The 14,281-nt window shown below is 42.8% G+C and carries 17 protein-coding genes; 3 read left to right on the forward strand and 14 right to left on the reverse strand.

Annotation, left to right across the window (positions count from 1 at the left end; genetic code table 11):
• The 9 genes from F0227_RS08255 to fkpA all read right to left on the reverse strand — a co-directional run.
• On the reverse strand, positions 1 to 105 hold a 105-nt coding region (locus F0227_RS08255; RefSeq protein ID WP_238928544.1), incomplete at its 3' end, for a GTP-binding protein.
• 143 nt (positions 106 to 248) lie between these two features.
• Positions 249 to 2,345, reverse strand: coding sequence for an elongation factor G (gene fusA, locus F0227_RS08260; protein ID WP_171752719.1), 2,097 nt, complete (start codon positions 2,343 to 2,345; stop codon positions 249 to 251).
• A 150-nt stretch (positions 2,346 to 2,495) separates the two neighbouring features.
• A complete protein-coding gene (rpsG, locus tag F0227_RS08265) occupies positions 2,496 to 2,966 on the reverse strand; it encodes a 30S ribosomal protein S7 (protein ID WP_045957025.1) in 471 nt (156 codons plus the stop codon).
• Between the two features lie 112 nt (positions 2,967 to 3,078).
• Complete coding sequence (gene rpsL / locus F0227_RS08270; protein ID WP_004399892.1) at positions 3,079 to 3,453, reverse strand: 30S ribosomal protein S12; 375 nt, start codon at positions 3,451 to 3,453, stop codon at positions 3,079 to 3,081.
• Positions 3,454 to 3,656: 203 nt separating this feature from the next.
• The gene (tusB, locus tag F0227_RS08275; RefSeq protein WP_171752720.1) at positions 3,657 to 3,938 is read right to left on the reverse strand and encodes a sulfurtransferase complex subunit TusB; all 282 of its coding nucleotides are present in this window, start codon (positions 3,936 to 3,938) and stop codon (positions 3,657 to 3,659) included.
• Positions 3,939 to 3,951: 13 nt separating this feature from the next.
• The gene (gene tusC, locus F0227_RS08280) at positions 3,952 to 4,308 is read right to left on the reverse strand and encodes a sulfurtransferase complex subunit TusC (protein ID WP_171752721.1); all 357 of its coding nucleotides are present in this window, start codon (positions 4,306 to 4,308) and stop codon (positions 3,952 to 3,954) included.
• Positions 4,305 to 4,697, reverse strand: a complete 393-nt coding sequence (tusD, locus tag F0227_RS08285; protein ID WP_171752722.1) for a sulfurtransferase complex subunit TusD — start codon at positions 4,695 to 4,697, stop codon at positions 4,305 to 4,307. Before tusD ends, tusC begins: the two co-directional genes overlap by 4 nt.
• Entirely contained in the window at positions 4,694 to 5,416 is a 723-nt protein-coding gene (locus F0227_RS08290) for a transcriptional regulator (RefSeq protein ID WP_171752723.1), read from the reverse strand. Before F0227_RS08290 ends, tusD begins: the two co-directional genes overlap by 4 nt.
• A gap of 153 nt (positions 5,417 to 5,569) precedes the next feature.
• Positions 5,570 to 6,355 (reverse strand): FKBP-type peptidyl-prolyl cis-trans isomerase, encoded by a 786-nt coding sequence (fkpA, locus tag F0227_RS08295; protein WP_171752724.1) that lies wholly within the window; start codon positions 6,353 to 6,355, stop codon positions 5,570 to 5,572.
• A gap of 133 nt (positions 6,356 to 6,488) precedes the next feature.
• Here fkpA and F0227_RS08300 point away from each other — a divergent pair, with 133 nt between their 5' ends.
• Positions 6,489 to 7,466 carry a PQQ-binding-like beta-propeller repeat protein gene (locus F0227_RS08300; RefSeq protein ID WP_171752725.1) on the forward strand — a complete coding sequence of 326 codons (978 nt, stop codon included), beginning with the start codon at positions 6,489 to 6,491 and terminating at the stop codon, positions 7,464 to 7,466.
• A complete protein-coding gene (locus F0227_RS08305) occupies positions 7,466 to 7,693 on the forward strand; it encodes a SlyX family protein (RefSeq protein ID WP_171752726.1) in 228 nt (75 codons plus the stop codon). The genes F0227_RS08300 and F0227_RS08305 overlap by 1 nt, the downstream gene beginning before the upstream one ends.
• Positions 7,694 to 7,783: 90 nt before the next feature.
• Here the strand turns inward: F0227_RS08305 and F0227_RS08310 are convergent, their stop codons facing one another.
• From F0227_RS08310 to kefG, 5 genes are all read right to left on the reverse strand, one after another.
• Positions 7,784 to 8,728 (reverse strand): isoaspartyl peptidase/L-asparaginase, encoded by a 945-nt coding sequence (locus F0227_RS08310; protein ID WP_171752727.1) that lies wholly within the window; start codon positions 8,726 to 8,728, stop codon positions 7,784 to 7,786.
• A gap of 89 nt (positions 8,729 to 8,817) precedes the next feature.
• On the reverse strand, positions 8,818 to 9,414 hold the full coding sequence (gene slyD / locus F0227_RS08315; protein ID WP_171752728.1) for a peptidylprolyl isomerase: 597 nt from the start codon (positions 9,412 to 9,414) through the stop codon (positions 8,818 to 8,820).
• 111 nt (positions 9,415 to 9,525) lie between these two features.
• A complete protein-coding gene (locus F0227_RS08320; protein WP_171752729.1) occupies positions 9,526 to 9,726 on the reverse strand; it encodes a YheV family putative zinc ribbon protein in 201 nt (66 codons plus the stop codon).
• 42 nt (positions 9,727 to 9,768) lie between these two features.
• Entirely contained in the window at positions 9,769 to 11,565 is a 1,797-nt protein-coding gene (kefB, locus tag F0227_RS08325) for a glutathione-regulated potassium-efflux system protein KefB (RefSeq protein WP_171752730.1), read from the reverse strand.
• On the reverse strand, positions 11,549 to 12,130 hold the full coding sequence (gene kefG / locus F0227_RS08330) for a glutathione-regulated potassium-efflux system ancillary protein KefG (RefSeq protein WP_171752731.1): 582 nt from the start codon (positions 12,128 to 12,130) through the stop codon (positions 11,549 to 11,551). The genes kefB and kefG overlap by 17 nt, the downstream gene beginning before the upstream one ends.
• Positions 12,131 to 12,370: 240 nt before the next feature.
• Between kefG and F0227_RS08335 the strand changes: the two genes are divergently transcribed.
• Positions 12,371 to 14,275 carry an ABC transporter ATP-binding protein gene (locus F0227_RS08335; protein WP_171752732.1) on the forward strand — a complete coding sequence of 635 codons (1,905 nt, stop codon included), beginning with the start codon at positions 12,371 to 12,373 and terminating at the stop codon, positions 14,273 to 14,275.
• The last annotated feature ends 6 nt before the right edge of the window (positions 14,276 to 14,281 follow it).

Raw genomic sequence — 14,281 nt, forward strand, 5'->3', positions numbered from 1 at the left:
AGTAGTACAGATAGCAGCAGTTAGAGTTGTTTTACCGTGGTCAACGTGGCCGATAGTACCAACGTTTACGTGCGGTTTCGTACGTTCAAATTTTTCTTTAGACACGATCGTGTTCCTTTCTAGTTATGATTCGCATCGGAATAAGCTCCGAAGCGCGCCAGAATTTGCTATTTTATGCGCCAACACGCGTTAGCGCAATATTTGAACTCATTGTTCTTCCAAAAAAGAAGAAAAATGTGCCCCGTTTTTTAACCACGCTCTGCAATGATGGCATTTGCTACATTTTTCGGCACTTCAGCGTACTCACTAAACTCCATTGAGTAAGAAGCACGACCTTGTGTCGCAGAACGTAAATCAGTTGCGTAACCGAACATGACAGACAACGGAACTTGTGCACGAATTATCTTCAGGCCAGCTGTCCCCTCGTCCATACCTTCGATGATGCCACGACGACGGTTAATATCACCGACAACATCACCCATCCAGTCTTCTGGAGTAGTTACTTCAACTTTCATCATAGGCTCAAGCAAAACAGGTTGCGCTTCTAGTGCACCTGTTCTGAAAGCCATAGAGGCAGCGATTACAAACGCCATCTCACTTGAATCTACTTCATGGTATGAACCATCATATAATGTCGCTTTGATATCCAGAACCGGATAACCAGCAAGCACACCATTGTTCATCTGCTCTTCAACGCCTTTCGCGACAGAACCGATGAACTCTTTTGGTACCACACCATCTGCAATTTCATTAACGAAGACAAAACCTTCGCCAACTTCTGATGGTTCAAGTTTCAGCCATACATGACCGTATTGACCTTTACCACCATGCTCGCGGATAAATTTACCTTCCGCTTTAGCGGTTCCGCGAATCGTTTCACGGTAAGCCACTTGCGGGTTACCGACGTTGCAGTTAACGCTAAACTCGCGTTTCATACGATCGACAATAATATCTAAGTGCAGTTCACCCATACCAGAAATCAGGGTTTGGCCTGTTTCTTCGTCCATATCGACACGGAACGATGGGTCTTCTGCTGCTAGTTTACCTAGTGCAATCGTCATTTTATCTTGATCAGCTTGAGAGCTAGGCTCTACAACGATCTGAATAACTGGGTCTGGGAACTCCATTCGTTCAAGAACAATTTTATGGTTCTGATCGCACAGTGTTTCACCGGTAGTGACCTCTTTTAAGCCGATAATAGCGGCGATGTCACCAGCCCGAACTTCTTTCACTTCTTCACGCTTATTTGAGTGCATTTGCACAATGCGCCCCAGACGTTCACGCTGCTTTTTAACAGAGTTATAAGCGGTTTTACCACTTTCAACAATGCCAGAATAAACTCGAATGAAAGTTAACGTACCCACAAATGGGTCGGTAGCAATTTTAAATGCTAATGCTGAAAACGGTTCTTTGTCATCGGCATGACGTTCGATTTCATTCTCATTCTCATCGATGCCTTTAATAGCAGGAACATCGACCGGAGAAGGAAGAAACTCAACCACAGCATCAAGAACGGCTTGTACACCTTTGTTTTTAAAAGCACTACCACAAGTTGCCAGTACGATTTCGTTGTTAAGGGTACGAGTACGAAGACCTTGTTTGATTTCAGCTTCTGTTAGCTCACCTTCTTCAAGGTACTTATCCATCAACTCTTCACTTGCTTCCGCGGCAGCTTCGACAAGTTCAGTGCGGTACTCTTCCGCCATTTCTTGCATGTCAGCTGGAATGTCTTCATAAGTGAAGGTCATGCCTTGATCGGCTTCATTCCAGTTAATTGCTTTCATCTTGATAAGGTCAACAACACCTTTAAACTCATCTTCGGCACCAATGTTTAATTGGATTGGAACTGGGTTTGCACCAAGACGATCTTTAATCTGGTCTACAACACGTAGGAAGTCAGCGCCGGTACGGTCCATTTTATTAACGAAAACCATACGGGGAACACCATACTTATCAGCTTGACGCCAAACTGTTTCAGACTGAGGTTCAACACCTGAAGCACCACAGAAAACAACAACAGCACCATCAAGAACACGGAGAGAACGTTCCACTTCGATAGTGAAATCTACGTGTCCAGGAGTATCGATAATATTGATGCGGTGGTCAGAGTACTGCGCTTCCATACCACGCCAAAAAGTCGTAGTTGCAGCCGATGTAATCGTGATACCACGTTCTTGTTCTTGCTCCATCCAGTCCATGGTAGCGGCACCATCGTGAACTTCGCCAATTTTGTGAGAAAGGCCAGTGTAGAACAGAATACGTTCACTTGTGGTAGTTTTGCCGGCATCTACGTGAGCAACGATACCGATATTACGGTAGCGCTCAATAGGAGTTTTACGAGCCACGATTGAATCCTCTTTACTTAGAGACTTAGGGACTATTGCTATGTCTAAATGATGACTAAAAAATCAAACCCCTAGATATAGCAATAGTTCCTAGCATATGCATAGGAACTAAAGAAGTGCTGCAGGGATCCCCGCAGCACTATAAAGGTATTACCAACGGTAATGTGCGAACGCTTTGTTAGCGTCAGCCATGCGGTGAACGTCTTCACGTTTCTTAACCGCAGTACCTTTGTTCTCAGACGCGTCTAGCATTTCAGCAGCTAGGCGTTGAGCCATAGATTTTTCACCACGCTTACGCGCAGCTTCAACCAACCAACGCATAGCAAGAGCGTTACGGCGAACCGGACGAACTTCTACAGGTACTTGGTAAGTTGAACCACCCACACGGCGAGATTTAACTTCTACCGCTGGACGAACATTTTCAAGAGCTTCTTCAAATACAGCTAAGTGATCTTTACCAGATTTCTCAGCCATAGTGTCTAGTGCAGTGTAAACAATTTTTTCTGCAGTAGATTTCTTTCCGTCAACCATAAGGATGTTGACGAATTTTGCCAGCAATTCAGATTTGAATTTAGGATCTGGTAGGATCTTACGCTGACCAATTACGCGACGACGTGGCATAGGAATTTCTCCGTTGTCTTCTTCAGGTTATCCAAAACTTTTCAGTTTTTTCAAAAATATAAATAATTAATGTTTGGCCTTACTTAACGCTTTGCTTTAAAACAGAGAAACATTAAGACTTAGGTCGTTTAACACCGTACTTAGAACGACCTTGCTTACGGTCATTTACGCCTGCACAGTCAAGTGCACCACGTACTGTGTGGTAACGCACACCTGGAAGGTCTTTAACACGACCACCACGGATTAGAACAACTGAGTGCTCTTGAAGGTTGTGACCTTCACCGCCGATGTACGAAGTCACTTCAAAACCGTTTGTCAAACGTACACGACAAACTTTACGAAGTGCTGAGTTAGGTTTTTTAGGTGTAGTTGTGTAAACACGAGTACATACACCACGTTTTTGTGGGCACGCTTCTAGTGCTGGCACGTTGCTTTTAACAACTTGCTTTGCACGAGGCTTACGTACCAACTGGTTAATAGTTGCCATTAACTAGCTCCTGATTGCTGAAAATTTGCTTTGTGAAAAATCTATCCCGAATGTACATAGTACAATTAGGGACGCAAAATTCTATTCATGGATGAGAGGTGTGTCAAGGTATTTCGGATCAAAAACGTACACTAGGATCAGAGTGTGTCGTCTATTTCTTATTCAGGCTAGGGAAGCGGATAACGATAATGTCACCGTAGCGGTTAATCCCAGGTGAGAGATTGGCTGTGTTCTACCGTTAATTCAACAAAACCAGCAAAATCAACCACCATGATTTTACTGTCATTGCTCAACATTAAACCACGGGCATTTGCGTCTTCTGCTAACACGAACTGCTTACACTTTGCCTTTGCCATTAATGAATGTGCTTTATGTGTTGGTGATGCGGCATATACTGCATCTTCCAGCAACAAAATGGCATCACCTTGGTGTAAATACATGAGTACATCAGAGAGGTGTCGGTGCTGTTTAACAATATGTAACATAATGACGCTCGTATTAGAAAGAGAGAAGTTTGGTGCAGTGATGCAGTTTATCAGCTATCTCTGCTTTAGATAATCGTTCAACAGGAAGCAACAATGGCAGATCGTTGATACCTTGTTCTAACAGAGAATCGCGACAAACAAACACATTTTCAATATCGTACAGTTCCATCAGCTTAAATGCTGCGGCATAGTCTCTCGAAAGAATACCGTCGGTTTGCTGATCCGCCACTAACTGAGTAACCCCTTCTGCAATAAAAAATACAAAGATATCTTCACTAAAGGCCGACGTTGCCAAAAGGGCATCTAATCCTTCACGTCCTTGACTAGAGCTATGAGGGTGGGTTCGAAATACAAAGGCTATATTATTCAAAACTGCACCACTCTGTCTTGAGAGATAAGCGCTTCAGCAAGGCTACCTAACCCAGCTTGAGTAAAGCCGTCGGCAAGGTTGTAATGGTCTCGATGATGTAAACTCGATTCTTCAGAACTTATTACACCACGGCGCAATGCAGCTGCAACACAGGTTTCTAAGCGAATATTGTGTTGAGAAGCTAATGCTTGCCATGCCGCAGTAAGATCAAACTCATCATTAGCAGGAACAACAAGGCTGGAGCCATTATTGACTCCTTCTTGATAAAAAAACACCAAATCGAGTTGATGTCCTTTTTCTATTAACGCACAAGCGAATTGATAGGCATTCCTTGCTGATTGCGAACCATAAACAGCGCCATTAACCAGCAAGGTGTAGCTTAAACTCACTTTTCGCCATCCTCTGTTTTACGCTGACGAATATAGAGGTAAACGGTGTGCTTCGAAATATTAAGACGATCAGCTACACGGTTAATGGCATCTTTGATATCAAAAATACCCTTGTCGTAAAGCTCCATCACTATTTGGCGATTTTTAGTATTGTTTGAAACCGACTTATTAGCATTGATATCTTCAATAGTATGTTCAACGGTTTGATCAACCAGTTCGACTACATCGCTAGCGAAGTTAACTGAAGAAGCGGCTTCTTTTGCTTCTTCTGTCGGCATAAATGACTGCAATACTTGTGAGAAAGGCGCATCTAAATTGATGTTGATACATAGCAGACCAATAACTCGCTGATTACCATTACGGATAGCAATAGTAATAGACTTCATTAGCACGCCACCTTTCGCTCGCGTGAAATAAGCGCGTGAAAAGTTACGCTCCGAGCCTTCAATATCTCTCAGCATTTTTAGTGCTAAGTCTGTAATAGGAGAACCCACTTTACGTCCAGTATTCTCACCATTGGCAATTTTTATTGCGGATGTATCCAGGCTTTCTAATGAATGGAGGACAATTTCACAAAATGGGCCAATTAATCCGGCCAAACCATCAACAACAGCCTCATAGGATTGCAAGATGATAAGATCGTGCTCACTAAAGGGCTCTACTACAATGGATTCTATCTCCATTAATGCATCTGCATGCATCACTTCTGATGTTGTCACAACTAACAGCCTCTGACTATAAATCAATAATTTGTTACAAGTTTATCAGAAAATTTGAGCATCGCATCGTTAAAGATCAACTCTGCTGTTTTTGCCTATAAAAAAAGCTCGGAAAAACCGAGCTTTTTATCCACGAGATTAATCGTTAATTCATTATTGTGTAACGGCTTCAGCCACTTCACCATTGTCGATGCCGATCAACTCAACTTCGAATACCAAGGTAGAATTACCCGGGATAGTTGGCGTGTCTTGAGGACCGTAAGCCAACTCTGGTGGAATAACAAACTTAAACTTAGAACCTACAGGCATAAGTTGAACACCTTCCGTCCAACCAGGAATAACGCGGTTTAGAGGGAAAGTAGCCGTCTGTTCTCTATCGTACGAACTATCAAACTTAGTACCATCGGTAAGTGTACCGACATAGTGCACTTCAACTGTGTCTGTTTCAGCGGGTTTATCGCCTTCAGCAGGTGTTAATACTTGATACAACAAACCAGAGTCTGTCTTAACCACACCTTCTTGCTTTTCAAATTCAGCACGGAAGTCTTCACCAGCTTTAATTGTAAGCGCTTGTTTCTCTTTTGCTTGTTCTTCTATTTTTGCTGCTACTCGTTCATCCAAAGAGGCCAACGTTGCTTTGATTTCTTCTTCAGTTAGCGCCGCTTTTTCAGAAAATGCGTCTTCGATACCTTTCAGTACCATTTCTTTTTCTAGTACAACGCCAATTTCAGCTGGCTGCACTAAACTGCTCTCTAAATAGTTCGCAAATGAAATACCGATAGCGTAAGCCGCTTTATCATCATCGGTTTTGAACACCATTGCACTCTCTGCTTGTTCTACTTTTGCTGCTTCTTCTACTTTTGGGGCTTCTTCTTTCTGACAACCTACTGCAAGCATAACGGTTGCTGCTAGTAGAGACACTTTAAAAAAAGGTTTCATTTACTTCTCCAATATAATGGCGCTGCCATTTTTTGTTTTACACCACTTAAATTAACACTATGTGTGCAAATAGTCTGTTGTATCAATATACTAGGAATATACCCTAAGACACAAACCGGAATCGTTAATTGAGATGCGTATATTCTCTCACATTATAATTACTAGCTTTGTCATCACTTTGTTAACTGGTTGTCTTTATTCCAACAATGATGATCAACGCTGGGAAATTGAGCCAAAAGGAACCACAAGCTTTGCATTAAGCCGCGATGCCCGGTTTGCTTTGCTTTATTCTAAAGAGCACCAATTAGTTCTCTGGGACCTACTACAAAACGAAGAGCTGGCTGCATTAGGTAAACAAGATCCTGAAGGAAATACCGTTTCACATATTCGTATTTCAGACAATAAACAGTTTGCGGTTACAGCAACTCAATTAAACTTCGCAGTTTGGGACCTGTCATGGGCACAAGCCGAAGGACTTTGGTCAATTTCAGATGGCTTAATTCGCGATATAGATATTGCCAGTAATGGAGAGCAAGTATTACTCGGTTTATCTAATGGTAAAGCTATCTACGTGAACTTAGTCACCGGACGCCGCTTAGAGTTCCTTGCCCACAGAGAAAAAGTCAATACCGTGGCAATATCGTCTAATGGTCGGTTCGCGTTAACGGGAGGTAATGATTACAACGCCTACTTCTGGGATACAAAGACAGGCCAAGCCCGCTATATATTTAAGCACAATGCAAGGATAAATCGGGTGGCGCTGCATCGAGATGGCAAGTTTGCTTTTACCTCTGATGGCGCAAAAGACAGTTTTATTTGGGATCTAAAAACCGGAAAGAAGATCACTGAACTTAAATCGTTTTCACGTCAGTTAGTCTTCTCAACCGCTCGTTTTTCAACAGATGGCAACTATCTAGTCACTGGCTCGCCAGCAGGTAGGGTCATGCTTTGGGATACTAAAACCGGAGAAAGTCTCGATGGCTGGGAAGTTGAACCATTAAAAGATACTCGTCCTCCTCGCGCAGTCGTGTATGATGCCGCTTTTGATCATCAAAATAGAGTGATATCTGCAACATCAGCGGGTATTGCCCAAGCATGGAAAATAGAATAATGACCGAATTATCCAAATCACAACTCATGAGCCGAATGGACGATCTTGAATGCAAGCTTGCTTTTCAAGAGCAAGTGATCGATGAACTCAATGAAGCATTAAGCCAACAACAGTTGCTTATTTCCAAAATGCAGCAGCAGATGAAATATGTCGCTGGCAAGGTGAAAAATATGGACACATCCAACCTTGCAGACGCATCAGAAGAGACGCCTCCTCCTCACTATTAATCAGCCTAGCAAGAGTTAGGCTCGTAAGCTTAACGTTTTGCCATCAATTGAACATGGGGTTTTATGCTTCAAAAGCTAGCATGCGTTGTTCTACTCATCGACAAATATCTTCACGTCTAGTTGACCACTCACATCCACACTTGCTCGGTACATACCTAAACTGTTCATGGCATTATGTATATTACCTTGTGCATCAAGGGCAATTAATCCACCTTCCCCCCCCATCAACTTAAGATCCCCTTGGATCACCACTTCACTGGCGGTGTATACATCTTCGCCCAAATAACGCATTCGTGCTGCGACATCACTAGCGACGGTTTTTCTAATAAAATACTCACCCATACCCGTTGTTGAAATCGCGACATTATTATTTTCCGCAAACGTGCCACAACCAATAATTGCAGAGTCACCAACTCGGCCATATTTCTTGTTGGTAATGCCACCAGTACTTGTGGCAGCAGCCAAGTTACCTTGTTTGTCTAATGCTACAGCGCCAACGGTACCGTACTTATTATCATCAGGATAACGAGACTCAGAAAGGGCAAACATTCCTTTCTCCTTCATTGATTGAAGTTGTTCATAACGTCGCTCGGTAAAAAAGTAATCTTGTTCGACATAATCATGGCTATGCTCAAACGCAAATTGCTCCGCGCCCTCACCCGAAAGAAAAACATGTTCACTGTTATTCATAACATCTTTCGCAAGAACAATGGGGTTTTTAATATGACGAACAGCAGAGACCGCACCTGCCATCATCTCTTTCCCATGCATGATCGACGCATCCATCTCGACCATTTCATTGTGTGTCAGTACCGACCCTTTGCCTGCATTAAACAGAGGACTGTCTTCTAACACTTTTACTGCGGCAACGACCGCATCAGCCGCGTCATGTCCCTGCTGCAATAATGTATGACCTGCAAGTACCGAATTTTTAAGAACCTGACGCAGCTCTTCATCCAGTTCTTTCGTCAACTTTTCTTTTAATATGGTGCCAGCACCGCCATGAATAGCGATGGAGAATGGTGAATTAGACATGATTATTCAGGACTAAGCCTGTCTCCTTGATGAAGATTCTAAGTAAACAGAAAGAAAAAAGCCTTCCAACAGGAAGGCTCTTTTGGCAATTAATGTGAGCAGCCACAACCGCCGTTACCGCCGCCACCGCAGCAGCCGTCTTCTTTTCCTTTGCCTTCGCCATGGCCTTCACCACCACAACAACCGCCTTCATGATCGTGACCATGACCGCCACAACCACCTTCTTTATGAATGTGACCATGCTCAATTTCTTCTTCTGTTGCAGCGCGTGTCGCAATAACTTCAACATCAAAAGTTAATGTTTGACCCGCTAGCATATGGTTACCATCAACCACCACTTCATCACCATCGACTTCTGTCACTTCAACAGGAATTGGGCCTTGGTCTGTATCAGCTAGAAAACGCATACCCACTTCAATTTCATCAACGCCTTGGAATACGTCTGCTGGAACACGTTGAATAAGCGCGTCATTATGTTCACCATAAGCATCATCAGGAGAGATAGTTGCTGAGAACTTATCGCCAGCCACTTTTCCTTCAAGTTGGTTTTCTAGACCTGTGATTAGGTTATTATGACCATGAAGATAATCTAGTGGAGCTTCATTAGTTGCTTGATCAACGACAACACCATCTTCAAGCTTTACTTGGTATGCAAGGCTTACTACTACATTCTTTTCAATATTCATTTTTGCTCCAAAAGAGATCTAAGCTTGGCTTGAGATTCAGTAAACCAAGAAAACTATTTTATCTCGAAAACCGAGTTGACATTATTATGGGGATCATTTGCTGAAACTCAATTACTCTGGCTTAAAAATGCCAATTAAATCCTGCTCCGCATGTTCAGATTCTTGAACTGTGCTAGGTTTTCTCTTATCTGTATGACCACACTCTACACACTCAACTAACTCAATATTGTTCTCAACCCACCAGCGTAAGGTATCCTGAGCAGCACACTTAGGGCATGCCGCGCCCGATATAAATCTTTTTTTTATGTTCACGCTATCTTTCCTTTAACGACATCTCTGTTTATTCAGACTCAATCACTTCCAATGATTATTGGACTGATTATCACTTTCCATATCCCGACCAAATACTTCTTCTAACTCTTTTCTTGTCTCTTTTGAACGCTGAGCAAGATTTTTTTCGTCCATATGCAGTGGTAACAACTCTTCTAACATAGTTGTATCGAGCTTATTAAAAAACGTTTCTGCTCTTTTTGCCTGATAGGGGTGCATGCCTAACTCCACTAAAAGTTGCCTTCCTAGATCCAGTGCACTTAAAAAGGTCTCCCGTGAATAGTTGGGCACACCATTATTAAGCAGTTGGTATGCTTCTACTCGGCTTCTTGCTCGAGCAAGAATTTTTAAATGAGGGAAATGTTGATGGCATATATTCACTATTTCCAATATTTCATCGGGGTTATCTGTGCAAGCAACCAGTGCTTCTGCTTTCTCTGCACCTGCCGCCCTTAACAGATCAAGCTTACTGGCATCACCATAAAATACTTTATAGCCATATTTTCTTAATAGTTGAACTTGGCTAGGGTCACTTTCTAATACCGTAATACGAATTTTATTGGCATACATTAAACGGCCAATAACCTGACCGAAACGACCAAAACCGGCAATGATAACTCTAGGATTACGATTAATAACATCACTGCCACTCGCATCATTAGAACTGTTAATGGTGGCTGTAAACCATTTTTCCTGTGCTATCAGTAATAACGGGGTTGTGACCATGGATAGACTCACCACAACCAGCAGAAAAGCACTTAATTCTGCATCTAATATATTTTCCGCTTGTGCTGCCGTGAATAGTACAAAAGCAAACTCTCCCCCTTGGCTCAATATAGCGGCCATACGACTTCTCGCTTTTGCTCGAATCGAAAATAGGCGAGCCAGCACATACAAGACCATACTTTTAACTGCGACCAATGCAATGACGGCAGTAATCACTTCCAGAGGATGCAGAGCAAGAAGCCCTAAGTTAACTGCCATGCCGACGGCAATAAAAAAGAGCCCTAGGAGCAAGCCTTTAAATGGCTCTATCGACACTTCTAACTCGTGTCGGTATTCACTTTCGGCAAGCAATACACCCGCCAAAAATGTGCCTAATGCCATAGATAACCCGAGTTTCTGCATAAAGACGGCGATACCAATAACCAGTAATAGAGCCGCAACAGTAAACAGCTCTCGAACGCCACTCATCACAACATAACGAAACAGAGGCCGAAGTAAAAAATGACCGCCAATCAGCAGCACAATTATAGAGACTATCGTGGTAATAGAATCGAACCAGTCACCTTCTCCACCAGCCCCTGCCAATAAAGGTAAGATCGCTAGCATAGGAATAACGGCAATATCTTGAAACAGCAATACAGCAAAACCTGACTGGCCAGTTTCACTGCCCGCTAACCCCTGCTCTTCTATTACTCTTAATGCTATGGCCGTAGAAGAGAGCGCTAACCCCATACCCACCACCAAGCTACTTTGCCAGCTAACAGAGAAGAGCAAACATACACCACTAATGATGGCTGTGGTTATTAATACTTGTGCCCCACCCAGCCCTAATATGGGGTTACGCATCTGCCACAGTTTTTTAGGGTTTAACTCCAATCCAATTAAGAACAGCAACAACACTACACCAAACTCAGAAAAGTGCAGTATGGCATCCACATCATCAATTAAACCGAAGCCCCACGGGCCAATAGCCACACCAGCTAATAAATAGCCAAGTACAGAACCTAATCCCATTCTCTGCGCAAGAGGAACCGCAACCACCGCCGCGGAGAGAAAAACAACGCTACTGGTTAAAAAATCATTCGCTAGCGCCATTAATAACCTCTCCTTGCTGAGCATACGGGTTTTGTAACCATAAACGATAACTCTCTGCATGCTGGTAGCGTTCAATATCAGAAATATTCCGTGCCCAATGCAGTACTAATGGTTCTATCCATGTCATCCGACACAAAGAGGCCGTCAATTCAAAAGGCTGTAAGATCTCTTCCATCGGATATTTGTTATAGCCAGATGCGGCAAACGCTTTTTCCGCCCCTCCGGTCGTGATAACCGAACGCCAATATTTGCCTTTTAATTGGCTACTATCACCAAAGGCAAAACCTTTACCTAATACTCTATCTATCCACTCTTTTAATAGCGCGGGACAAGAATACATAAAGAGTGGATGTTGAAATACAATAATGTCATGGGAAAGAAGCAGTTGATGCTCTCGCTGAACATTAATAAAAAAGTCTGGATATTCAGCATATAAATCATGAACAGTGACGTGTTCGAGATCTTGTACCTTTTTCAGCATCACACTATTAGCTTTAGATGAATCGAGTTCAGGATGAACAAAAATCAGTAAAATGCGTGGTGGAGATGTAACCGGCTTATTCATTCTTTAACTTATCTCCCTGTATTGTTCCATCAATCAAGCGACTTATTGGGGCTAAACACGCTATTTTAATTCATTGTTGTTATGATTATGTAACACTCATCATATCTTATAAGCTTCACTAACCTCAAGGAGACTATACTGGCCGGCTCTTTGTTGTACAAAATTCGTTAATAATCGACTTTTACTGTTATAACGCCTAATATTCCCGCGTTAAATTCAATTCTCTCAAAAAAGATTTCTATGATTACGTTCTCGGATATTCAGTTACTGCGTGGTGGAAAGCCACTACTAGACCAAACATCAGCCACCATTCACCCCGGTGATAAAGTGGGTTTAGTGGGGAAAAATGGCTGTGGAAAGTCCACCTTATTCGCATTAATGAAAAACGAACTATCCATTGATGCTGGTACGTTTAAACAGCCTTCACACTGGGAACTGGCTTGGGTTGCTCAAGAAACCCCAGCACTTGAAAGAGAAGCGTTAGATTATGTTGTCGATGGTGACAGAGAGTACCGCCGGTTAGAAGTAGAACTTGAACAAGCAGAAATTGCCGACAACGGCACTTTAGTCGCCGAGATTCACGGAAAAATTGAAACTATTGGCGGCTATAGCATTCAAGCTAGAGCTGCAGAGCTGCTTAATGGTTTAGGTTTTAGTCAGCAGCAGATGAACTGGAATTTAACCCAGTTCTCCGGTGGCTGGAGAATGCGACTAAACCTTGCACAAGCTCTACTATGCCGTTCTGATCTGCTGCTTCTCGATGAACCAACCAACCACTTAGATCTAGATGCCGTTATGTGGCTTGAGCGCTGGCTACAAAATTATCCGGGTACGCTTATCTTGATCTCTCACGACCGAGATTTTCTCGATCCTATTGTTTCTCGAATTGTTCATATAGAAAATCAAAAAATGAATGAGTACACAGGCAACTACTCATCCTTTGAAAACCAACGTGCGCAAAAGCTGATATTACAACAAGCCATGTATCAAAAGCAGCAAAAGCAGATGACGCACATGCAAAGCTATATTGATCGTTTCCGCTATAAGGCGTCTAAAGCGCGCCAAGCTCAAAGCCGTATTAAAGCGCTTGAGAAGATGGAAAAGGTATTGCCAGCTCAGTTTGATAACCCATTTAGCTTTGAATTTGGAGAGCCGTCCGCGTTGCCTAATCCAATTTTAATGATGGACGAGGTTTATGCTGGTTATGGCGATAACCTGATATTAGAGAAGATTCGACTCAATCTCGTTCCCGGCAGCCGTATCGGCTTACTTGGTCGAAATGGTGCCGGTAAATCTACCTTAATAAAGTTACTGTCTGGCGAGTTAAACGCCAAAGGTGGTGAACTCACCTATTCTCAAGGGGTGAAAATTGGCTATTTTGCTCAGCACCAGTTAGAAACCTTGCATCCAGAAGAAACGCCTTTGCAGCATATGATGCAAATTGCCCCTCAAAAGACGGAGCAAGAGTTACGTAATTACCTTGGTAGCTTTGGTTTTGTTGGTGATAAAGCCTTGGATAAAGTCGCTCCTTTTTCCGGTGGCGAAAAAGCTCGCTTAGTATTGGCACTCATTGTGTGGCAGAAGCCCAACTTACTATTGCTTGATGAACCGACCAACCACTTAGATTTAGATATGCGTCAAGCGCTTACGATGGCACTGCAGACCTTTGAAGGTGCGATGGTTATCGTCAGTCACGACAGGTATTTATTAAGAGCGACTACGGATGATCTCTATCTTGTTCATGATCGTCAAGTTGCGCCATTTGATGGTGACTTACAGGATTACTATAAATGGCTAACAGATCAAAATAAGGCTGAGAAACGAGAAGCTCAGCCAAACGTCAGTACAAAAGAGAACAGCAACAGTGCCGCAGCAAAAAAAGAACAGAAGAGACGTGAAGCTGAGTTAAGAAAACAGACCGCACCATTACGCAAGAAACTGCAACAACTAGAAAAAAAGATGGATAAGCTCTCTGCAGCGTTATCCTCTTCTGAGCAAGAATTATCCGACCCGTCACTGTACCAAGATGAAAATAAAGCTAAACTTAATCAGGTACTGGCGCTTCAAGCTTCTTCAAAATCAGAACTTGAAGAAGTAGAAATGGAATGGATGGATGTTCAGGAAAGTCTTGAGCAGATGGAATAGGATACA

The organism is Vibrio sp. 99-8-1 (assembly GCF_013114595.1).
Lineage (GTDB): Bacteria > Pseudomonadota > Gammaproteobacteria > Enterobacterales > Vibrionaceae > Vibrio.

What these genes read in the sequence shown, in the direction of transcription:
- rpsG (WP_045957025.1), bottom strand. Translation starts at nt 2,966, where the DNA reads ATGCCACGTCGTCGCGTAATTGGTCAGCGTAAGATCCTACCAGATCCT.
- rpsL (WP_004399892.1), bottom strand. Translation starts at nt 3,453, where the DNA reads ATGGCAACTATTAACCAGTTGGTACGTAAGCCTCGTGCAAAGCAAGTT.
- tusB (WP_171752720.1), bottom strand. Translation starts at nt 3,938, where the DNA reads ATGTTACATATTGTTAAACAGCACCGACACCTCTCTGATGTACTCATG.
- fkpA (WP_171752724.1), bottom strand. Translation starts at nt 6,355, where the DNA reads ATGAAACCTTTTTTTAAAGTGTCTCTACTAGCAGCAACCGTTATGCTT.
- F0227_RS08300 (WP_171752725.1), top strand. Translation starts at nt 6,489, where the DNA reads ATGCGTATATTCTCTCACATTATAATTACTAGCTTTGTCATCACTTTG.
- F0227_RS08305 (WP_171752726.1), top strand. Translation starts at nt 7,466, where the DNA reads ATGACCGAATTATCCAAATCACAACTCATGAGCCGAATGGACGATCTT.
- F0227_RS08310 (WP_171752727.1), bottom strand. Translation starts at nt 8,728, where the DNA reads ATGTCTAATTCACCATTCTCCATCGCTATTCATGGCGGTGCTGGCACC.
- slyD (WP_171752728.1), bottom strand. Translation starts at nt 9,414, where the DNA reads ATGAATATTGAAAAGAATGTAGTAGTAAGCCTTGCATACCAAGTAAAG.
- kefB (WP_171752730.1), bottom strand. Translation starts at nt 11,565, where the DNA reads ATGGCGCTAGCGAATGATTTTTTAACCAGTAGCGTTGTTTTTCTCTCC.
- kefG (WP_171752731.1), bottom strand. Translation starts at nt 12,130, where the DNA reads ATGAATAAGCCGGTTACATCTCCACCACGCATTTTACTGATTTTTGTT.
- F0227_RS08335 (WP_171752732.1), top strand. Translation starts at nt 12,371, where the DNA reads ATGATTACGTTCTCGGATATTCAGTTACTGCGTGGTGGAAAGCCACTA.